We start from the raw sequence: 21,224 nt of genomic DNA on the forward strand, positions 1-21,224 counted from the left end.
GCGTCACCTGCCTAGAAGATCGTGTACTGCCTGATTGAAAAGCCGGCCGCGTTCGACATAACTCTCGAACTGGTCCATCGACGCGGCAGCCGGTGCAAGCAGCACCGTATCCCCGGTCCTGGCGATTCCGGCAGCGAGCCGCACCGCCACGGTCATCACCTGTTCGTTCCCGTTCGATACAGTGTCGTCCGGGTCGATCTCGAACACGGTCAGGTCGGGGGCGTGTCGCGCGAATGCCTGGCGTAATGCCAGGCGATCGACGCCGATGATGATCGCGCCGCGCAGGCGACCCACGTGCTTGTGCACGAGCTGATCGATGTCGACCCCCTTGAGCAGCCCGCCGACGAGCCAGACGACCGACTCATAAGCGGCCAGGGAGGCATCGGCGGCGTGCGGATTAGTCGCCTTGGAATCGTCGACCCATTCCACGCCGTCCCCGATGGCCACGGTCTCGATGCGGTGCGCGTCGAGATGGAAGGTCTCCAGTGCCGTGTGGATGGTGGCCGGCAGCACGCCGTACGACCGGGCCAGCGCGCTCGCGGCGAGCACGTCCATGATCACGTGCGGGGCGCCGAGGCCAGCCGCGACGAGGTCGGGAACGGTGGTCAGTTCGAGGGCGCGTTCAAACCGGTCCGGAAGGAAGGCCCGGTCGCAGACGATGCCGTCGACGATGCCCAATTCGCTCGGCCCTGGCACGCCCAGGCCGAAACCGATCGCCCGGGCACCGTCTTGCACGTCGGCTTCCTGAACCATTTTCCGGGTAGCAGCATCCGCTGTGTTGTAGACGCAGGCAACCGCGGTGTTCAGGTACACCTTGGCTTTTGCCGCGCGGTATGCGGCCGCAGAACCATGCCAGTCCAGGTGGTCGTCAGCGACATTGAGGCAGAGACTTGCCCAGGGCGCCAAGGCGCCCGGACCGCTCTGCGGCAGGTGGTGTAACTGGTAGCTGGACAATTCGACGACGAGCACATCCCAGCCGGCGGGATCGCGTATGGCATCGAGCACGGGCACGCCGATGTTGCCGCAGGGGGCGACGCGGCTGCCGTGGGCGGCGAGCATGGTGGCGGTGAGCTGCACGGTGGTGGTCTTGCCGTTGGTGCCGGTGACGAGCATCCACTCGGCGGGAACGCCGACCTTGTCGCGCAGCCGCCAGGCGAGTTCGATGTCACCCCAGACTGGAACCTGGTTCTCCGCCGCCCACGTGAGCAGCGGGTGATCGGGATGGAAGCCGGGCGACACGATGATCACTTCCGGCATCTGTGCTACTAGTTCAGCAGGCACCTCCCGCAGATCAGCCTGCACAAACGGCACTCCGAGCACCGTGAGCAGGTCGAATCGTTCGTCGGGCCCGGTCGACGCCAGCACGAGCACGTCCGCGCCGAGTTCAGCGAGGGTGTCAGCGGCGGCGAAACCGGTCACGCCGAGTCCGAGTACGGCCACGCGCAGCCCGTTCCAGTCAGCGTGCCAGCTGGTGAGTTCGTCGAGTCGCTTGTTTCTAAACAGATTGACATCACCCATTAGCGCGACAACCACTCGAGGTAGAACGAGCCGACACCGGCCGCGACGAGCAGGCCGCCGATGATCCAGAATCGCACGACGACCGTGACTTCGGCCCAACCCTTGAGCTCGAAGTGGTGATGGATCGGACTCATCAGGAAGATGCGTTTACCGTGGGTGATTTTAAAGTAGGCACGCTGCACGATCACCGATCCGGCTTCCATCACGAACAGGCCGCCGATGAGGACGAGGAGCAATTCGGTGCGGCTGAGAATCGCGAGGGCGGCCAGCGCCCCGCCGAGGGCGAGCGAACCGGTATCGCCCAGAAAGATCTTGGCCGGCGAGGTATTCCACCAGAGAAAACCGATCAGGCCACCGACGATAGTCGCCGCGACGATGGCCAGGTCAAAGGAATCGGGACCGAGATAGCACTTGTATTGGTCAGCGGCGTCCGATCCTCCGAAGCAGCTCTGGTTGGACTGCCAGAAGCCGATCACCACAAAAGACCCAATGGCGAAAGTGGATGCCCCCGTAGCGAGGCCATCGAGGCCGTCAGCGACGTTGACGCCGTTCGAGGTCGCGGCCACAATCAGGCAGATCCAGAGCAGGAACACGGCGATGCCGATGAACGTGCCCAGTTTCATGAAGTCGAGGGGTAGGTCACGAATGAACGAAATGCTCGTCGAAGCGGGTGTCTGGCCGTTGCGGTCGACGAATTGCAGCGACAGAACGCCGAAAGCCCCGGCGACGATGACCTGCCCGAGAACCTTGGACCAGCCACCGAGCCCCAGGCTGCGCTGGTGGCGGGTCTTCAGAAAGTCGTCGAGAAAACCAACCAGCCCGAGGCCCACCATCATGAACAAGACGAGCAACGGTGACGGGGTGAATGGTCGTTGCTCGATCAGCATGGCCGTGAAATAGCTGATCAACACACCCAGAATGATGATGATTCCACCCATGGTGGCGGTACCGCGCTTGGCGTGGTGACTCTTGGGGCCGTCGTCTCGAATGAACTGGCCCCAGCCGAGCTTCTTGAACAATCGAATGAACAGCGGCGTCAGAAACAGCGTGAACGCTAGCGAAAACGCACCGGACAGCAGTAGAACTCTCACGAGAACAAGTCTCCCAGTCGATCACCGAGAAATCGCAGACCCGCGGAGTTGGATGACTTCACGAGCACGGTGTCCCCCGGATTCACGCTGCTGCGCACCAGTTCGAAGGCTTCGTCCGGCGTGTCGACATAGACCGACTCGCCGTCCCACGAACCCTCGTTGATCGTGCTGATGTGCATGCGGCGGGCCCGCTGGCCCACCACTATCATTTGGGAGATGTTCAGCCGCACAGCGAGTAGACCGATGCGATCGTGCTCTTCACCGGCCAGTTCGCCGAGCTCGGCCATCTCGCCGAGAACCGCGATGGTTCGGCAGCCGGGAGTACCGATCTGGGCAAGCGTCTTGAGCGCTGCGCTCATCGAGTCGGGGCTCGCGTTGTAGGCGTCATTGATGATCGTGACGTCGTCCTTACCGCCGAGCACCTCCATGCGCCAGCGTTCGGCCCGTGTGGTGCCTTGCAGCGCGGCGACGATATCGCCAAGCGACACCCCGAGCACCTCGGCGGCGGCCGCCGCAGCGAGGGCATTCATGACGTGATGCTCACCGAGCACCGGGAACACGACCGGGGCGCTCTGCCCGTCGGCAAGGTGCAGAGTGAACGTCGTCCCCGTGCGACCGGAGTGCAGGTCGCTCGCGCGCACGTCGACCTGGCCATACTCGCCGAATCGCACAATGCGCGCCGGGGTGATCGCGGCCATCTGCGCGACGCGCGGGTCGTCGGCGTTCAGCACCGCGACATCCGTTGGAAACAGGTCGGTGACCATCGCTGACTTGGCCCGCACGGTGGCGTCGAGATCGCCGAATTCACCGGCATGGGCGAGGCCGATGGTGAGCACGATGCCGACATCGGGTCGGACCAGGCGCACGAGGTTCGCGATGGCGCCCTCGCTGCTGGCGCCCATCTCGATCACCAGAAAACGGGTGTTGTCGGTGACCTCGAGCATCGTCATCGGCGCCCCGACCTGGTTGTTGAAAGAGCCCTGCGGGGCGACGGTCGTGCCGACCCGCTCGAACATGCTGCGCAGCAAGTTCTTGGTGGTGGTTTTGCCGTTGGAACCGGTGACGGCAACGATCTTGAGCTTCCCGGCGGAGCGCACCCTGGCGACAACGAAGGACGCCAGGGCGCCGAGCGCTGCAACGGCGTCGGCCACGACGATCTGAGTGACCGGAAGGTCGAGCAGCCGTTCCACGATGAGCAGCGCGGCCCCCGACGCTGCGGCGGCGGGCGCGAACAGGTGTCCGTCGGTGACCGCGCCGGGCTTGGCGATGAAGATGGAGCCGGGTTCGACCAGCCGGGAGTCGGTCTGCACCGAACCGTCAACGAGGTCAGTGGCCGAGGAGGCGCCGGTGAGGTGCAGCGCACCGTCGACGACCTGGCTGATATCGGCCAGGGAGAGGGCGATCATTTACAGCCACCCCGCGTCGCGCAGCGCCTGCCGGGAGTCATCCCGGGCCGAATACGGCAGTTTCACGCCTTGTACCTCGTGGTAGTCCTCGTGGCCTGGGCCGGCGTACAGAATGGTGTCTCCTTCGTGTGCGAGTGACAGCGCCGTGCGGAATGCCGCACGTGGGTTGGCCACCTCGTAGAACTCACCGTCTGGCACGGCTTCGCGCGCTGCTTTCAGCAAAACAGCACGGATGCTCGCGGCATCTTCAAACCGCGGATGAAAGTCGGTCACCACCACGATATCGCTGCCCTCGGCGGCGATCCGGCCCATATCGGCGCGTTTGGTGGTGTCGCGGTCGCCGTCGGCGCCGAACAGCATGATGAGTTTACCCGGCGTGAATTTGCGCAGGGCCGCGAGCGTATTGAGGAAGGCATCGGGGCTGTGCCCATAATCGATATAGACCAGCGGCCCGCGATCACCGGAGATGCGCTCCGCGCGGCCGGGGATGAACGCGACAATGCCACCGTCGCGGTTCAGGGAGTGCTGGATGGCGCCGAGGTCGAATCCGCTTTCCACGAGCATGACGATGGCCAGCGCGGCGTTGGCGGCCATGTACCAGCCGAGCAGCGGCACCCGGGTCTGCAGGCGACGGCCGCCCCGGCCCTCGAGCACGAAGTCGGTATGCGTGGCGGACTCCCCCACAACGCTCATGTGCCAGTCGGCGTCGACGTCGACCAGGTTGCTGATGGTCGTCACCGGGATGCGACATTCGTCAGCGAGGCGCCGCCCCCACTCGGTGTCGACGGTGACGACACCTCGGTGCGACCGGTCGGGCTGGAACAGCTCCAGCTTCGCCTGGAAGTAATCATCCATCGCCGGGTAGTCGTCGAGGTGGTCGTGGCTGAGGTTGGTGAACGCAGCGATATCGAAGACGAGGCCGTCTACCCGGTAACGACTGAGGGCTTGCGCCGATACCTCGATGCCGACGGCGCGTACCTCGGCCTCGTTCATCCGGGCTAACAAGGCGTGCAGTTCGCTGGCCTCGGGCGTGGTCAGGGAACTCGTGACGGCTAGATCGCCGATACGGCGTTCGGCAGTCGAGGTGAGCCCGGAGACGACGCCGAGTTGGTTCAGAATGCCGAACAACAAATAGACGACGCTGGTCTTGCCGTTGGTTCCGGTGACCGCGAACAGGGTCGCCGGATTGTCATCGGTACGATAAATCCACGCCGCAACGGCGCCCAGCGCGGCGCGAGCATCCGGTGTGACCAAAACCGGCAGACCGCTGGCCGCAGCGAGCACCCCTCCGGTTTCGTCGGTCAAAATGGCCACCGCCCCGGCCTCGGCGGCAGCAGCAGCGAAGGTCGCGCCGTGCAGGTGCGCGCCAGGAACGCCGACATAGAGGTCGCCGGGTTGCACCGAGTTCGAGCTCAAGCTCACTCCGGTGACTTCGAGACCGTCGATGTCTCCACGCAGTTCTAGATCAAATTCGGCAACCAATCCCGACAACGACCGCGGAACGGGATGCTCGGGACGGAGAGCCGACGGCGCCGGTTCAGACACGCAGGGCTCGCTTTCTTACCAGGTGGAAGGGAGGTCAGGCGCAGTCACGCCTGAGGGAACCGCCCGGTACTTTTTCAACACCTGACTCATGATCTCTTGGAAGACCGGAGCCGGTGCGGCAGATGTATTCAGTTTAACAGGGTCCGCGATGCTGACCGAGACGACATACTGCGGATCGTCGGCCGGAGCGTAGCCCGACACCGATACCAGATACCCGTTGGAGTACCCACCCTGGCCATCCGGCATCTGCGCGGTTCCGGTCTTGGCGGCGACCCGATAGCCGGGAATGTTCCATTTACTCTGCACCCAACTTTTCTGGTACACCATTTCGAGCACGTCGCTGGTGTCCTGGGCTGCCTTCTCCGACAGCACCCGCGTGCCGACCTGGTCTGGCACGTTGGCCATGGTGCCGTCGGCCTGCCGGCAGCCCTCGACCAGCTGCACCGGCATGCGCACGCCGTCGTTGGCGATGGTCTGATAGATGCTCGCGACCTGCAGCGCGGTCGTCGTGAGGCCCTGCCCGAACATCGTGGCATAGCTGGTCTGGTTGTCCCACTCGTCGACCGGATGCAGGATGCCGCCATCTTCTCGGGGAAAGCCGGTCTCGGTGGGCGTGCCAACGCCGAACGCTTTCATGTAGTCGTACCGTTGCTGGTCGGTGAGTTTCTCACCGAACTTGGACATGCCGGTGTTGCTTGAGTCAATCAGCACGCCGGTGAGGGTCATGTGCTGATCCGGGTGCGCGTGACTGTCGTTGATGTTGGCACCGTTGGCCGGCAGGTACCGGTAGGGCGCGACGATCCCGGTCTCGAGGGTGGCCGCCCCGGCGTCGAGAACGGATGCCATGGTGAGCGCCTTGAAGGTCGAGCCCGGTTCGAAGGACTGGGTGAAGGCGCGGGAGCCGCGATCTTCCGGGTTCTTGGTGCCGCCGACGTTGTTCGGGTCGACCGAGGGATAGTCGGCCACGGCAAGGAGCTTGCCGGTCTTGACATCCTGCACGACCGCGGTCGCCCACGCTGCCCCGGTCTCCTGTGCCCGCGCGGCGAGGGTCTGCTGCACGAACCAGTTGAGATCGGAGTCGATGGTGGTGATGACGTCGCCGCCATCGACGGCCTCGGTACTCGTGACGCTGCTGCCGGGGATGCGCACGCCGTCGGCACCCTTCTCATAGGTTTCTGAGCCGTTGGTCGAGGCCAGGCAGGTGTCCTGTCCGGATTCGAGGCCGGCCTGCGGCACGCCCTCCCCCGACAGGTAACCGAGCATGTTGCCAGCGACGGCCCCGTTCGGGTACACCCGGCTCGGGCTGTTCTCCGAATAGGTCCAGGGAATGTGCAGTTCCTGCACGGCGCGCAGCACGTCGACATCGACTTTCTGGGCGATGTAGGCGAAATTCGCCTTGGCGTTGGCTTCGAGGGCGGCCCCAATGGTCAGCAGGATCGCGTCACCGGTTTGGCCGGTTGCTGCGCCTATTTCGGCGGCGGCCTCAGCCACCGAGATTACGACCTTCTTGCCGTCGACGGTGCGTTTGAAAGGCGTTGCGTTCACCGGGGACATGGTGATGTTGTAGCGCATGACCGTCCCCGCCAGCACGACGCCGTTGGCGTCGACGACCTCACCCCGTGAGCCATAGACGACCTGGCCAACCGAGCGGTTTCCCACGGAGTCGGCGGTGAGCGAATCAGCCTGCACCACCTGGATATCGACGAGCCGCACCAGGAACACGCCGATCACGGCGAAGAGCACGACGATGGTGAAGAAAGTGCGTCTACGGCTGGACCGGGAATTGGTCGGGTTAGTTCGGGCTCCGGTCTGTCGGGCACTGCTGTTGCGCACGCTCATCTGCCCATCATTGTCGACTCGGGGAAACTATCGGGTAGTGGGCGCCGCGAGTCCCGCCGGAACTACCGGTGCGCTCGTGATCGCCAGGGTTTCGCCCGTGCCCGTCGTGTCCTCTGGAAGCGCAGAGAGCGGGGTACTGCCAGCCAACAGGGAGTTGGGAACAAGACTGGCCGCTCCGGCCTGCGAGCCCGACGCTGAGGCGGGAGCGCCCAAAACGGCACCGTCGGACAGCCGGAGGTAGACGGGGTTGGAATTGCTGACCATACCCAGGCCCTCGGCATTGGTGGCGAGGCTCTGCGGGGAGGAGACCCGTACGAGGTCTTCACTCACACTGGCGGCCGTGCGGCCGAGCTCGGACTGGCTCGACTGCAGGCTGGAGATTTCATAGGCACCCTGGGAGATGCCGACGCTGAGCAACAGCTGGGCCACGATGATGGCTGCCATGCCGGCCACCGCGGTGAGAGCGTAGAAGATGCGCGGGCGCGTGCGGCGATTCGGAGCCGCTGAGACAAGACGAAACCCACGCCGTGCCGGCGCCTCGTAGGGTTCGCGTTCGATTGAAAGTGACACGCGTGCCAGGTTGTCGCTCATATGGCGGCCCTTCTCAATCGTTCAGCGGCGCGCAGTCGAACCGGTGTCGCGCGGGGGTTGAATGTTTTTTCTTCGTCGGAGGCCAGTTCAGCGCCACGCAGCAAAAGGGTGAAAAGTGGTTTGTGTTCGGGCAGTTCCACTGGAAGACCGGCGGGCGCTGTCGAGCCGGATGCCGCGGCGAAGGCCCGCTTGACGATGCGGTCCTCGAGCGACTGGTAGGCCATGACAACGATGCGGCCCCCGACTTGCACGCGGTCGAGTGCGGCGGGAATGGCCCGTTCCAGTACGGCCAGTTCCGAGTTGACCTCGATGCGCAGCGCCTGGAACACACGCTTGGCGGGGTGACCGAGGCGCTGGACGGCGACCGGGGTGGCCTTGGTGATGACGTCGACCAGTTGCGCTGACCGAACGAAGGGAGTCGTTTCGCGGGCTTCGACGATGGCCTTGGCGTAGCGGGCGGAGAGTTTCTCTTCGCCGTAGTCCTGGAAGATACGTTTGAGGTCGCGTTCGCTGTAATCGGCGAGGATGCTCTCAGCGGTCAGGCCAGCGGTGCCGTCCATGCGCATGTCGAGTGGGGCATCTTTTGAATAGGAGAAACCACGTTCGACGCGATCGATCTGCAAGCTGGAGACACCCAGGTCGAAGAGCACGCCAGCAACCTCACTAATGCCGAGGCCATCGAGGGCTTCGCCGATGCCGTCATAGACGGTGTGTACCAGGTGCACCCGGCCGGCGAAGGCCTTGAGGCGTTCCTCGGCGATGGCGAGCGCTTCGGTGTCGCGGTCTAGTCCAACCAGGGTCAGTTCAGGGAAACGCGCCAGGATCGCCTCGGCGTGGCCCCCCATGCCGAGTGTTGCGTCGACGAGAACGGCGCCGGGTTTTGTGAGCGCCGGGGCAAGCAGTGCAACACAGCGTTCGAGCAGTACCGGGGTGTGAATTTCGTTGCTAGCCATAATGCCGGGCTAGTCCGTGACGCCTGATTCCCCTCCATTTCGACCTGGCACGGGGGAAGTGTGTCAGGGCAAAAACGGCGGGGAGTCAGGCGCCAGGGGCTAGAAGAGTCCCGGAATCACCTCCTCCGTCGTGTTGGCGTACGAGGTTTCCTGCTCGGCGAGGTACGTGGCCCACGCTTCGCTGTCCCAAATCTCGACTCGGCTGCCAGCACCGATGACGGTCAATTCCCGGTCGAGTCCCGCATAACTGCGGAGGTTGCCGGGGATGGTGACGCGGTTTTGTTTATCCGGTGTTTCCGAGCTCGCGCCCGACAAAAACACCCGGAGGTAGTCCCGGGCCTGCTTGCTCGTGACGGGTGCCTGGCGGATTTTGTCATGCAGCGTTTCGAATTCGCGGGTGCTGAACACGTAGATGCAGTGTTCCTGTCCTCGCGTCATCACCACACCGGTGGAGAGTTCATCCCGAAACTTCGCGGGAAGAATGATGCGACCTTTTTCGTCGAGCCGGGGGGCGTAGGTGCCAAGGAACACGCGCACCCCTTTCTTCCGGCCAGATTCAGGTGTGGCTCCACTTTACTCCACCTTCAACCACCAACCTAAGTTTTTTTGAGGTCTTTTCTCAAAAATGCGCTACATGCACAGCAAATCATTGAGGAGTCGAGGTGGAGGAAAATGGAGCCGCATTATCAAGAACGCATGCAGACAGCGCGTTTTTGGGCACAAAAAAAGGGCCGATCAGATGATCGGCCCTTTCGAACTGCGAGTTCTTGAACTGTCGAAACGCGGTGGAGAGCTGGAGTCGGTTGAGATTACTGCCCGTCTTGCCGTCGGTCCCAACGATCATTCAACCGATCCATGAAGCCCTGGTTGGACTTGGCTTGGGCCGGGCGACGACCGGGTGACGACGGTCCGGGCACCGAACGAATGGCCCGGCCGGGAGTCACAGCGATGAGAACGCCGCCGAACATGATGACGAAGCCAAGGATGCCCAGCCACAGCTGCGCAATGGCGACGCCGGCGATGAGGGCGACGATGCCGGCTACGGCGAGCAGCACACCGAGCGCGATAGAACGATAGTTCGGGCGAAGCCTAGACACTCCGACGCTGGCGACAAAGTCGGCATCGTTGTGATAAAGGCTGCGCTCCATCTCTTCAAGGAGTCGCTGCTCCTGTTCCGAAAGCGGCATCTCATTCCCTCCAGTTACGGGATCGAGCGGGTGATTTGACAAATTCGCACCGGGCAAGCTCGACTAGCCTAATTCTAGCCCCGCCGGGATGGCTAGGCTACACGTGTGCCTGAAAGCAAACGCCTGGTCGACTTGGTTCAATCTCGCATCGACGCGTACCTCATGTCCCGCGAACCAATTGTGACTCTGATCAGCTCCGATTTGACTGCGCTCGTTGACTACTCACGGCAGTTTCTCAGCGGTGGAAAACGGTTCCGAGCGCAGTTTTGTTATTGGGGAGCGCAGAGCGTTTTACCGCCTGATTCCGGCCCGGAACAGGTCAGGCCAACAGCGGGCTTGACAGCCCCGGCCGGGTTGGGCGCAATCGTGTCAGCCGCCAGTGCCCTGGAAATTTTTCACGCGGCGGCGCTCGTGCACGACGACATCATCGACAATTCCGATACCCGTCGAGGTGCGCCGAGCGCCCACAAATTATTCGAACGCTTGCACGAACGTGAGGGCTGGGCCGGTGACCCCGCCTCGTATGGCCGGGCGTCGGCCATTCTGCTCGGCGACCTACTGCTGGGCTGGAGCGATGAGCTGCTCGACGAGGGGCTCGAGGAGCTCGCCGATCGGGCCTCCGCCCGGCGTGCCAGGCTCGAATTCAACTTCATGCGCACCGAGGTCACGGCCGGCCAATACCTCGACATTCTCGAGGAACGCGCCTGGCTGGCCCAGCCGGAGGCGGAACTCCTCGATCGAGCCCTGCGTGTGATCGTCTACAAGTCGGCGAAGTACAGCGTTCAAGCCCCGCTCGTGATCGGTGCAGCGCTAGCGGGCGCCTCGACCGCCCAGTTGAACTCGCTGCGTGCATTCGGCCTTCCGCTGGGCATGGCGTACCAGCTGCGCGACGACCTGCTCGGTGTGTTCGGCGACGCCGCCGTGACCGGCAAGCCAAGCGGCGACGACCTGACAGAGGGTAAGCGCACGGTGTTGATCGCACTGGCACGGGAACGCCTGACTACCACTGACCGAGCATCGCTCGATTCCCAGCTCGGTGACCCAACGCTCGATGCCACACAGATTCGTTCCCTGCAGCAGCTCATTACAGCCAGTGGCGCGGTCGACCGGGTCGAGGCGCTCATCGAATCCCAGGTAACCGAGGCGCTGGCTGCTCTGCACAGTGCGCCCATCGGTGCCCGTGCCCGGCAGAAGTTGCTGGAACTGACCGATCGGGTGACACGCCGAGCTTTTTGATCGGCAGTACGCCGGCCCGTTGAGTCGAACCCCTGTCTAAGCCAGGGCTTGGGCGACCCGACGCACTTCGGCCTTGCGGCCGGCCCGGAGGGCTTCGATCGGCGGCACCCCCAGGCTGTCATCGACCTCGAGTAACCAGGTCATGGCCTGCATGTCCGTGAATCCGTCGTCGGCCAGAACGAACAGCGTGCCGCGAAGTTCGGGTACGGGAGCGCCGTCTCGCAGGAACAAGGACGGAACCGACACGACGTTGTCGCGCCGGATGGCCAGGAGGTATTTGTCGTCGATCAGGTGCCGCACGCGGCTCTGGCTCATTCCGAGCAGGTTGACTAGGGCAGGAATAGTAAGCCACTCGGGCTCTGAAGACACATCACTCACTCGTGTAGCTTCCCATGATTTGGGGCCGCGGCAAAACTTCGCGGCACTATTCAGTCGTGAACCGCCATCTCCGGTCGCCTGATCAATTGACTCCCTCTCATAATTGTGAAAACCTCGCTGTGGGGAATGCTGCATTCGACCCAATGCTGTACTTGCTGTCTGGATCACGCGCGTGCGCACAATGAACGGAGCACCATGTCGACCAAGGTGAACACGAATACGGTGGATGCCGCGGCATCCGCCGCTCGAAATGCAACCGTTGACGACGCAGGCAGCGTCGCCGTCTCCGGTCGCAGCTTCGTCGGTATCGACGCCGCGGCAAAGCGGCGTTCGAAGAAGCCCAGTGACCTGCGTTCCCTCTCGGCAGCGATGACCGTGCCAATCGTGCTGGTCAGTACCCTCGCGATCAGCCTCAACCTGGCCGCTCCAGCCCACGCACAGGCCTTGGCGAAGAAGCCGCTCAAGTCCAAGCTCGCCGAGACCAGCCCCGTAGGAATGGTGGCCGCGGTTGCCGCCGCCGTCCAGGTTGCCCCTGACCGGTACTCGGTCGTGGATGGCGACACCGTGAGCGGCATCGCCGCCCGGTTCAGCCTGTCGACGGCGGTCGTGCTGGCACTAAACGGTCTCGATTCCCGGGCCCTGATCTTTCCGGGCCAGGTTTTGACCCTGGCCTCGGCGGCTTCGCCGGCCACCGTCGTGGCCGCGCCGGCAGCATCCGCTTCGTACTCGGTGCAAAGCGGCGACACCATCAGCGGCATCGCTGCCGCCCATTCGCTGAAGACCGCCGACATTCTCAGCGCCAACGGACTGAACGGGCGCAGCGTCATCTACCCCGGACAAGTCATCCTCCTCGCGGCGTCTGTAGCGCTGGAGTCGGCGGCCTATGTCGTGCCGGTCACCGAGATCGTCGCAGCAGCCACTCATACCATCGCCACCGGCGAAACCATCACCGCAGTGGCTAACGCGGCCGGGGTGAGCGTGCAGGCGGTGCTCGGCGCTAATGGCTTGGGCTGGTCGAGCATCATCTATCCGGGACAGGTCTTGACGCTGCCGGTCACGCCGGCACCGGCATCCGTTTCAGCAGCTGCACTAATTCCCGTGGCGACGGCGGGTCTGGTGACTCCGATGTCAGAGGAAATGCGGCAGAACGCCCAGACGATCGTGGCCGTTGGGCGGGGAGCCGGTGTGAGCGATGCCGGTCTCGTCGTCGCGCTGGCCGCGGCCGCCCAGGAATCCGGGCTGCGGAATGTGGACTACGGCGATCGGGATTCCCTCGGCCTGTTCCAACAACGCCCGAGTGTCGGCTGGGGTACGCCGGAGCAGGTGATGGATCCCGTGCGGGCCAGCCTCGCCTTTTTCGGCGGCGCAAGCAACCCGAACCCGGACGTGACCCGCGGCCTGCTCGATATCGCGGGTTGGGAGTCGATGACTGTGACCCAAGCTGCCCAGGCCGTGCAAATATCGGCCTACCCGGACTATTACGCCAAGTGGGAAACGTCAGCGCAGGCATGGCTGTCCCAAATCGGCTAGCTTGGCAGTTGACCCTGTGGCCCCCGACTTGGCTGGCGCCTTTCTGCGCGCCGCGCGCCTTGGCCGCCGCCGATTTCCGTAGAATCTAGGAGTGAGCGTTCCTGCGACCGACCCGATGATAGGCCGTCTTATTGACGGCCGGTATCAAGTGCGCTCGCGTATCGCGCGCGGCGGCATGGCTACGGTCTACCTGGCCACCGATCTGCGCCTCGAACGCCGGGTCGCGATCAAGATCATGCATGGCCATCTCGCCGACGACAGCGCGTTCAAGGTCCGCTTCATTCAGGAGGCCAGGTCGGCCGCCCGGCTCGCCCACCCCAACGTCGTGAACGTCTTCGACCAGGGTCAGGACGCGGACATGGCCTATCTCGTGATGGAGTATCTTCCCGGAATCACCCTTCGGGACCTGCTGAAAGATTACGGTCGCCTCACCCCCGAGCAGACGCTCGATATTCTCGAAGCCGTGCTCAGCGGGCTGGCCGCCGCCCACAAGGCGGGTATCGTGCACCGCGATGTCAAGCCCGAGAACGTGCTGCTCGCCGATGACGGCCGCATCAAGATCAGCGATTTCGGCCTGGCGCGCGCGGTCAACAACAACACCGCGACCGGCCAGGCCCTGCTCGGAACCATCGCCTATCTTTCTCCCGAGCTCGTCACCCGCGGTATCGCGGATGCACGCAGCGATATCTATGCCCTCGGCATCATGACCTTCGAAATGCTCACCGGTGAGCAACCCTATGTGGGCGAGGCACCGATGCAGATTGCATACCAGCACGCCAACGACACCGTGCCGATGCCGAGCAGCAAGGTCGCCTCTGTTCCCCGCGAACTCGACGAACTCGTGCTCTGGGCTACGGCGCGCGACCCAGAAGATCGTCCCCGAGATGCCAGAGTCATGCTCGATCAACTCCATGACGTGAGCGCGCTGGTGCGCGACGGTACTCAGGAATTGGCTTTGCAGTCGACCATGGTGCTGCCCGCCAGCCTGCGCACCGGCGCGAACGCGGTCGCGGATGCCGAAACGCAGGTTCTCGGCGCCAAGCTCGCTTCCACAAGACCTCCCGCCGCGACCTTGCTCGGTATTCACCCGGTCGGCACCGGTCCGGTCGGCCCGCCCGACAGCGGCGACCTGCTGACGCAGAAAGCACGCAAGCGCAAGCGCCGCGGGTTCTGGCTTTTCGCCCTCGTTATTCTCATCGCCGTTGCCCTTGGCGGTACCGGTTGGTATTTCGGTTCGGGCCCGGGGTCAGACGTGTCCGTCCCGAACTTCGTGTCGGCCTCCCCCGAGGCCGCGTCAACGCAGTTGACCGAACTCGGTCTGATCCCAAAGCTCGGCGGCGCATTCAGCGCCACGATCGCCGAGGGGCTCGTCATCGGCACCGATCCGGATACCGGCAGCCGGGTTCCGCAAGACAGCACGGTCACGATCATCGTCTCCCAGGGCCTGCAGCCCATCACGCTGCCCACCCTGGCCGGTTTGACGCAGGAGGCGGCATCCGCTGCCATCACCGATCTGAAAGCCGTGGTGGGCAGCGTCGATCCGGTCTTCAACGGCGATGTGGCCGAGGGATCGGTCATTTCGGCGAGCAAGGAATCTGATGACGCCGACCTATCGGCCGGCGGCGAGTACTTCGAAGGCCTGACCGTGAATCTCGTCGTGTCGCTCGGCTCCATTCCCAACGTCGACGGCAAGACCGTGGCCGAGGCCACCGACATTCTGGTCGGCAAGAACCTGCTCGTGGTCTCGGGTGAGCAGACGTACAGCGACACGATCGCGGAGGGCGACGTCATCGCCGCGCAGGTGCCCGATGGCACCATTCGCGCGGGCGCCACCCTCACCCTGGTCATCTCCCGCGGCCCAGAGCCGGTCACAGTACCCAATGTCGTCGGCATGTCCTGGACCGACGGCAAGAACGCCCTGACCGCGCTCGGCTTCGTACCCGACTACGCCGACGGCGCGGATGTTTTCGCTGCCATCCTCAGGGTGGCCTCGACAGATCCCGCGGCAGGTACCTCAGTAGCGAAGGGCAGCAAGATCACGCTCAAGGCGACGAACCCGTTCGGCTGATCCCGGGCCCACCTTACGGCCGTGGGCCCAGTTTATAAACTGGGCCCACGGACGGGGCACGGGCCCCGTCCAAAACGGAGCTAGCGGGCGGCGAGCTCCTCGGCCACCAGGAAGGCGAGCTCAAGGGACTGCATGTGGTTGAGGCGCGGGTCGCAGAGCGACTCGTACCGGGTCGCCAGGGCGGCCTCGTCGATGTGCTCGGAACCACCGAGGCACTCCGTGACGTCGTCGCCGGTGAGCTCGACATGGATTCCACCGGGGTGAGTTCCAACGGCACGGTGTGCTTCGAAGAAGCCCTTGACCTCGTCGACGACGTCGTCGAAACGACGCGTCTTGTAACCGGTCGGCGTGGTGACGCCGTTGCCGTGCATCGGGTCGCTGACCCATAGCGGCGTCGCTTCGCTGGCCTTGATGGCCTCGAGCAGCGGCGGCAGGGCGTCGCGCACCTTGCCGGCGCCCATGCGGGTGATGAAGGTCAGGCGGCCGGGTTCGCGGTTCGGGTCGAGCTTGTCAACGAGTCGCAACATGTCGTCCGTCGAGGTGGTCGGGCCGAGCTTGACGCCGATCGGGTTGCGTACGCGCGACAAAAAGTCCACGTGTGCGCCGTCGAGGTCGCGGGTGCGCTCGCCGATCCAAATGAAGTGGGCCGAGGTGTTGTACGGCGTTCCGGTGCGCGAATCGATGCGGGTCATCGGCCGTTCGTAGTCCATCAGCAGGCCCTCATGGCTGGTGTAGAACTCGGTGCGACGCATGGCCTCGAAGTCAGCACCGCAGGCGATCATGAACTTGATCGCGCGGTCGATCTCCTTGGCAACTTTTTCGTACTGCTGGTTGGCCGGGTTAGCGGCAAAGCCCTGATTCCAGCTGTGCACCTGGCGCAGGTCAGCAAAGCCACCCTGCGTGAACGCGCGAATGAGATTGAGGGTCGAAGCTGACGTGTGGTACGCCTTCACCAGCCGGTCGGGGTCGGCCTCGCGCGACTCGGGCGTGAACGGGTACCCGTTGACGATGTCGCCGCGGTACGCCGGAAGTGTCACGTCGCCGCGCGTCTCAAAGTCGCTCGAGCGAGGCTTGGCGAACTGTCCGGCCATGCGCCCCATCTTGATCACCGGCATCGAGGCACCATAGGTGAGCACAACGGCCATCTGCAGCACGGTTTTCACGCGATTGCGGATCTGATCGGCCGTGGCGCCGGTGAAGGTCTCGGCGCAGTCGCCGCCCTGCAGCAGAAAACCCTGCCCGCCGGCGGCCTGAGCGAGCCGGTCGCGCAGAATGTCAACCTCACCGGCGAAAACCAGCGGCGGCTGGGTCGCCAGCTCGGCGGATGCCGCCGCCACCTTGGCCGCGTCGGGCCAGGTCGGCTGCTGCTTGATCGGCAACGTGCGCCAGTGGTCGAGTCCCGTGATGACAGAGGCTTCTGCGGCAACGATGGGCTCGGTGGGGTCTACCACGGGATAGTTCCTGTTTTCTCTGCTGGGCCGTACAACGTGTACCGACCCGAAATGGATGAGGTGCTGCACCGCCACAAGCGCGGACAGCACTTCAGGCAGCTTATCGCGAAAGGCTGGCCCGCTTCTCCTTGACCGAGGAAGCGTAGACGTCGACGTACTCCTGCGTGCTCAGTCGCTGCAACTCATACATGAGCTCGTCGGTGACGCTGCGCAGTACGAACCGGTCCCCGGCCATGCCCGCGAACCGGGTGAAGTCGAGCGGTTTGCCGATCACAATGCCGATGCGACGCACCCGGGGAACGCGCGTGCCGGTCGGCATCGCCTTCTCGGTATCGATCATGGCCACCGGAATGACCGTCACGCCCGATTCCAACACCATGCGGGCCACACCGGTACGTCCACGATAGAGGCGGGCGTCGGGGCTGCGGGTGCCCTCGGGATAGATGCCGAGGATACGGCCCTCGCCGAGCACTCGCAGGCCGGTGTTCAGCGAATCCTCCGAGGCCTTACCGCCGGAGCGATCGATGGGGAGCTGCCCCGCCGCCGTGAGAAACTGCCGCGTGGCCCAGCCTTTGAGACCCGTGCCGGTGAAATAGTCGCTCTTGGCGAGAAACGCTACACGGCGCGGCACGACGAGCGGCAAAAACACCGAGTCGATGAACGACAGGTGGTTGCTGGCTAAAATCACCGGGCCGGTCCTCGGAATGTTCTCCAGGCCGATGATCCACGGGCGAAACAGCGAGAGCAACAACGGACCGATGACGATGTTCTTCATGACCCAATAGAACATTCGCACTCCTTCATCCGACCTCGAAAGCTTAGTCCGCCTGCCACAGCAAAGCGGATGCCGCGCCCGGCCCCGCCCACGGCATCCGTTCAGCGCACCGCGTGTATTCGGGCGAGGTCGGCCGCGCCGACCACACCGGCGTCATTGACGAGCTGGGCAATGGCGAACTCCGCTTCCGGATGGTAGCCACGGGCGGGGAGAAAATCGAGGTAGGCCGCGCGAATCGGCTCGAGCAACAGGTCGCCAGCCGCGGCTACTCCCCCGCCGAACACGAACACCTGCGGATCGAGCACGGCGCCGAGGCTTGCGCAGGCTTGCCCGAGGGCACCGCCCAACTGACGCAGGGCCGCGAGAGCACCGCCGTCGCCGTCCTGAATCAGCCGCCCCACCTCTTTACCGGTGAGTTTGCCGCGTCGCGCACGGGCACCGGCCAGGCCCAGGCCGATACCGCCGGCATCGGCGAATTCGTTGGCGATCCGCAGCAGCGCCCGACCTGAGCCGTACTGCTCCAGGCAGCCATGGGCTCCGCAGCCACAGGGAAGCCCGTCCGGAACGACCCGGAGGTGACCCAGTTCGGCGCCCGCGCCGAAGCCTCCGCGGAACAGGGCGTTGCCCGTCACGATCGCGCCGCCCACGCCTGTACCGACGGTCAGGGTGACCATGTCGGTGTACGCGCGACCGGCCCCGAAGCGAAACTCCGCCCAGCCGGCCGCGTTGGCATCGTTTTCGATAATGATGGGCAGGTCGAGTCGAGCCTCGAGCTTGTCGCGGAACGGCTCATTGCGCCAGTTGATATTCGGTGCGTAGTACACGGTCGACTGGGCGGAGTCGATGAAACCGGCGGCAGCGACCCCGGCAGCAACAACGTCTTCGCCCTCGGACAGCGCCAGCACCATCGCCACGACGGCATCTTCGATCTCATCCGGGTTGCCCGGCGTGGTCGGCTGCCGGTCAGACCGGATGATGGTGCCCGCCTCGTCGACCAGCGCTCCGGCAATTTTGGTGCCACCGATATCGATACCTATGGCGCGCACGGGCCACCTTTCTTTCTCGGCCTGAGAAAAGCTGCGTCCGTGGGCCGGACCGCCACGCAGGACACCGTCTAGAGTGTACTAAACCAGTTTGCCGCTGGACGAAACACCCGCTCACCGAAGGATTCTCTCGCGACTGCGCAGTGGGCACGTTCAGCCGGTACCAAAGGAGTTGCCGTGAAACAGTTTGATATGCCCGCCGTCGTTCCCGCCGATCCTGGCGCCAACATCACCGATCTTCTGATGGATCGTCTTACCGCGACTCCCGACCTGGCACTGTTTTCACTGCCACGTGGCGGCCAATGGCAACCCGTCACCACTCGGGAGTTTCATGCGCAGGTCGTGGCGCTGGCCAAAGGCTTCGTTGCCGCCGGCATTGAGCCCGGCGACAAGATCGGGCTCATCTGCAAGACCCGCTACGAGTGGACCCTGATCGACTTCGCGGTCTGGTTCGCCGGAGCAATTCTGGTGCCCGTCTACGAGACCAGTTCACCCAAACAGGTGCAGTGGAACCTGAGCGACTCCGGCGCCATGGCGGTCATCGTCGAAACCGCCGATCACTTCGCCCGCTTCGATGAGGTGCATCCGGAGCTGCCCGACATCCGCTCGGTCTGGCAGATCGATCTGGGCGACCTCGACAAGCTCGTCGCCGGGGGCGTCGTTGTGACGGATGCGGAAATCGAACGCCGCCGTAATCTCGCCGTGGGCGATGATATGGCGACCCTCATCTACACTTCTGGTTCGACCGGCAAGCCCAAGGGCTGCGTGCTCACCCACGCGAACTTTCTCGAGACCAGCCGCAATGCCGCGGTCGCGCTCAAGGAGGTACTGGTTCACCCCGAAGGCGCCTCGACCCTCTTGTTCATCACCACCGCCCACGTCTTCGCGCGTTTCATCTCGGTCTTGTGCGTGCACGCGGGGGTGCGGGTCGGCCACCAGGGCGACACCAAGACGCTCCTGGCCGCGCTGGGCAGCTTTCAACCGACCTTTTTGCTTGCGGTACCTCGGGTCTTCGAAAAGGTCTACAACTCGGCCCAGCAAAAGGCTATCGCCGGCGGCAAGGGCAAAATCTTCGATGCTGCCGCGCATGTGGCGGTCGAGCATTCCCGGCTGGTGCAGGCGGGAACATCGATTCCGCTCGGGATGAAGATCAAATTCGCGCTGTTCGACAAGCTGGTTTACAGCAAATTGCGTGCCGCCATGGGCGGCAAGGTCGTCTGGGCGGTCTCCGGCTCCGCCCCGCTCGGCGCCCACCTCGGCCATTTCTTCAAGAGCCTCGGCATCGTCATTCTGGAGGGCTACGGCCTGACCGAAACCACTGCCCCCGCCAATGTGGGCCTGGCTACGCGGGCCAAGATCGGCACCGTCGGACCCCCACTGCCCGGCGTCTCAGTGCGCGTCATGGACGACGGCGAGATCGAGGTCAAGGGCGTCAACGTTTTCAAGGAGTACTGGAATAACCCACAGGCCACCGCAGACACTTTTAACGACGGCTGGTTGAAGACCGGCGACATCGGCGACTTTGATTCCGACGGCTATCTCACCATCACCGGGCGTAAGAAAGAGATCATCGTCACAGCCGGTGGCAAGAACGTGGCACCGGCCGCCCTCGAAGACCCCATTCGCGCGAATCCGCTCATCAGCCAGGTCATCGTTGTGGGCGACCAAAAGCCGTTCATCGGCGCGCTCATCACCCTCGACCCCGACATGCTGCCGGTCTGGCTCAACAACAACCACGAGGATGCCGGCATGTCGCTCGCGCAGGCATCCGTCAACAAAGCCGTGCTCGCCGAAGTCCAGCGCGCAGTCGACCATGCCAACGAGGGTGTGTCGCGGGCGGAGTCGATTCGCAAATTCACGGTGCTCGCTCTTGAGCTCACCGAGGACAGCGGGCACCTGACGCCGAAAATGAGCATCAAGCGCAACATTATTCTGCGTGATTTCGCCGGCGAGATCGACGCCATGTATTCGGGGGCGCCGGTGACCGAGGGCATCTCGCTGCGCGAGTAGCGTGGCCGCTGGGCTCCGCCCGCACGCTCATTTCACAGGCACTCGAGACTTCGCTCGGTCCGCCTGTGGTTGCGGGGCTAAAACCAGGTGGACTCCCGGATTTCCTTCATCGCGGCCTTGCGGTTGGTTTTGTCGAGGCGGTCGATGTAGAGAAAGCCGTCGAGGTGATCGGTTTCGTGTTGGAGGGCTTGCGCCATGATGCCGGTGCCGGAGAGTTCGACCGGATTGTTGTCGAGGTCGATGCCGGTGACTCGAGCGAACGGGTAGCGCTTGGTGGGGTACCAGAGGCCGGGAACGGAGAGGCAGCCCTCGTCGACGAGTTCGGGTTCGCCGGAGAGTTCGACGACCGTGGGGTTGAGAATGTAGCCGATGACACCGTCGACGTTGTAGCTGAAGGCGCGCAGGTTGGTTCCGATCTGCGACGCTGCAACGCCGGCCCGACCGGGCAGTCGCACGCTGTCGATCAAGTCCTGTACGAGACCGCGTACCCGGTCGTCGATCCTGTTGATGGGATCGGAGACGGTCTTCAGCACCGGATCTCCGAAGAGACGGATCTGGCGTTCGGGCACGGGGAAACTCCTCGGTAGGGCGGCTGGTGAACGG

18 protein-coding genes are annotated in these 21,224 nt (G+C 64.1%); 4 read left to right on the plus strand and 14 right to left on the minus strand.

The window, feature by feature from the left end; genetic code table 11:
* Nucleotides 1–3: 3 nt before the first annotated feature.
* From murD to E3T38_RS01510, 9 genes are all read right to left on the minus strand, one after another.
* A complete protein-coding gene (gene murD, locus E3T38_RS01470) occupies nt 4–1,518 on the minus strand; it encodes a UDP-N-acetylmuramoyl-L-alanine--D-glutamate ligase (protein WP_134545679.1) in 1,515 nt (504 codons plus the stop codon).
* Nucleotides 1,518–2,609, minus strand: coding sequence for a phospho-N-acetylmuramoyl-pentapeptide-transferase (gene mraY / locus E3T38_RS01475; protein WP_104196196.1), 1,092 nt, complete (start codon nt 2,607–2,609; stop codon nt 1,518–1,520). Before mraY ends, murD begins: the two co-directional genes overlap by 1 nt.
* On the minus strand, nt 2,606–4,015 hold the full coding sequence (gene murF, locus E3T38_RS01480) for a UDP-N-acetylmuramoyl-tripeptide--D-alanyl-D-alanine ligase (RefSeq protein WP_134545680.1): 1,410 nt from the start codon (nt 4,013–4,015) through the stop codon (nt 2,606–2,608). Before murF ends, mraY begins: the two co-directional genes overlap by 4 nt.
* On the minus strand, nt 4,016–5,560 hold the full coding sequence (locus tag E3T38_RS01485; protein WP_134545681.1) for a Mur ligase family protein: 1,545 nt from the start codon (nt 5,558–5,560) through the stop codon (nt 4,016–4,018). It lies immediately after the preceding gene.
* A 15-nt stretch (nt 5,561–5,575) separates the two neighbouring features.
* Entirely contained in the window at nt 5,576–7,399 is a 1,824-nt protein-coding gene (locus E3T38_RS01490) for a penicillin-binding protein 2 (protein WP_134545682.1), read from the minus strand.
* Nucleotides 7,400–7,426: 27 nt separating this feature from the next.
* Nucleotides 7,427–7,990: a hypothetical protein gene (locus tag E3T38_RS01495; protein WP_134545683.1), complete on the minus strand. Its 564-nt coding sequence runs from the start codon at nt 7,988–7,990 to the stop codon at nt 7,427–7,429.
* The gene (gene rsmH / locus E3T38_RS01500; protein ID WP_134545684.1) at nt 7,987–8,943 is read right to left on the minus strand and encodes a 16S rRNA (cytosine(1402)-N(4))-methyltransferase RsmH; all 957 of its coding nucleotides are present in this window, start codon (nt 8,941–8,943) and stop codon (nt 7,987–7,989) included. The genes E3T38_RS01495 and rsmH overlap by 4 nt, the downstream gene beginning before the upstream one ends.
* 99 nt (nt 8,944–9,042) lie before the next feature.
* Nucleotides 9,043–9,474: a division/cell wall cluster transcriptional repressor MraZ gene (mraZ, locus tag E3T38_RS01505; RefSeq protein ID WP_092110083.1), complete on the minus strand. Its 432-nt coding sequence runs from the start codon at nt 9,472–9,474 to the stop codon at nt 9,043–9,045.
* Between the two features lie 278 nt (nt 9,475–9,752).
* Entirely contained in the window at nt 9,753–10,130 is a 378-nt protein-coding gene (locus tag E3T38_RS01510) for a DUF3040 domain-containing protein (protein WP_104128429.1), read from the minus strand.
* A 105-nt stretch (nt 10,131–10,235) separates the two neighbouring features.
* Between E3T38_RS01510 and E3T38_RS01515 the strand changes: the two genes are divergently transcribed.
* Complete coding sequence (locus tag E3T38_RS01515; protein ID WP_134545685.1) at nt 10,236–11,366, plus strand: polyprenyl synthetase family protein; 1,131 nt, start codon at nt 10,236–10,238, stop codon at nt 11,364–11,366.
* 36 nt (nt 11,367–11,402) lie between these two features.
* Here E3T38_RS01515 and E3T38_RS16845 read toward each other — a convergent pair whose 3' ends face one another.
* Nucleotides 11,403–11,744, minus strand: coding sequence for an Rv2175c family DNA-binding protein (locus tag E3T38_RS16845; RefSeq protein WP_092339754.1), 342 nt, complete (start codon nt 11,742–11,744; stop codon nt 11,403–11,405).
* A 195-nt stretch (nt 11,745–11,939) separates the two neighbouring features.
* On the opposite strand from E3T38_RS16845, the gene E3T38_RS01525 reads away from it, so the two are divergent.
* Nucleotides 11,940–13,274 carry a LysM domain-containing protein gene (locus E3T38_RS01525; RefSeq protein WP_241984241.1) on the plus strand — a complete coding sequence of 445 codons (1,335 nt, stop codon included), beginning with the start codon at nt 11,940–11,942 and terminating at the stop codon, nt 13,272–13,274.
* A gap of 91 nt (nt 13,275–13,365) precedes the next feature.
* Nucleotides 13,366–15,342 carry a Stk1 family PASTA domain-containing Ser/Thr kinase gene (pknB, locus tag E3T38_RS01530; protein WP_134545686.1) on the plus strand — a complete coding sequence of 659 codons (1,977 nt, stop codon included), beginning with the start codon at nt 13,366–13,368 and terminating at the stop codon, nt 15,340–15,342.
* A gap of 80 nt (nt 15,343–15,422) precedes the next feature.
* On the opposite strand, the gene E3T38_RS01535 is transcribed toward pknB, so the two are convergent.
* The 3 genes from E3T38_RS01535 to E3T38_RS01545 form a co-directional block, all read right to left on the minus strand.
* The gene (locus E3T38_RS01535) at nt 15,423–16,793 is read right to left on the minus strand and encodes a class II 3-deoxy-7-phosphoheptulonate synthase (protein WP_104128434.1); all 1,371 of its coding nucleotides are present in this window, start codon (nt 16,791–16,793) and stop codon (nt 15,423–15,425) included.
* 100 nt (nt 16,794–16,893) lie between these two features.
* The gene (locus E3T38_RS01540) at nt 16,894–17,583 is read right to left on the minus strand and encodes a 1-acyl-sn-glycerol-3-phosphate acyltransferase (protein ID WP_104196186.1); all 690 of its coding nucleotides are present in this window, start codon (nt 17,581–17,583) and stop codon (nt 16,894–16,896) included.
* A gap of 86 nt (nt 17,584–17,669) precedes the next feature.
* Nucleotides 17,670–18,614 carry an ROK family glucokinase gene (locus tag E3T38_RS01545; RefSeq protein ID WP_134545687.1) on the minus strand — a complete coding sequence of 315 codons (945 nt, stop codon included), beginning with the start codon at nt 18,612–18,614 and terminating at the stop codon, nt 17,670–17,672.
* 174 nt (nt 18,615–18,788) lie between these two features.
* Between E3T38_RS01545 and E3T38_RS01550 the strand changes: the two genes are divergently transcribed.
* Nucleotides 18,789–20,621 carry a long-chain fatty acid--CoA ligase gene (locus E3T38_RS01550; protein WP_134545688.1) on the plus strand — a complete coding sequence of 611 codons (1,833 nt, stop codon included), beginning with the start codon at nt 18,789–18,791 and terminating at the stop codon, nt 20,619–20,621.
* 77 nt (nt 20,622–20,698) lie between these two features.
* On the opposite strand, the gene def is transcribed toward E3T38_RS01550, so the two are convergent.
* A complete protein-coding gene (def, locus tag E3T38_RS01555) occupies nt 20,699–21,190 on the minus strand; it encodes a peptide deformylase (protein WP_104196183.1) in 492 nt (163 codons plus the stop codon).
* Nucleotides 21,191–21,224 lie beyond the last annotated feature (34 nt).

This window comes from Cryobacterium sp. Hb1, from assembly GCF_004403585.1.
In the GTDB taxonomy this organism is placed as follows: Bacteria; Actinomycetota; Actinomycetes; order Actinomycetales; family Microbacteriaceae; genus Cryobacterium; species Cryobacterium lyxosi.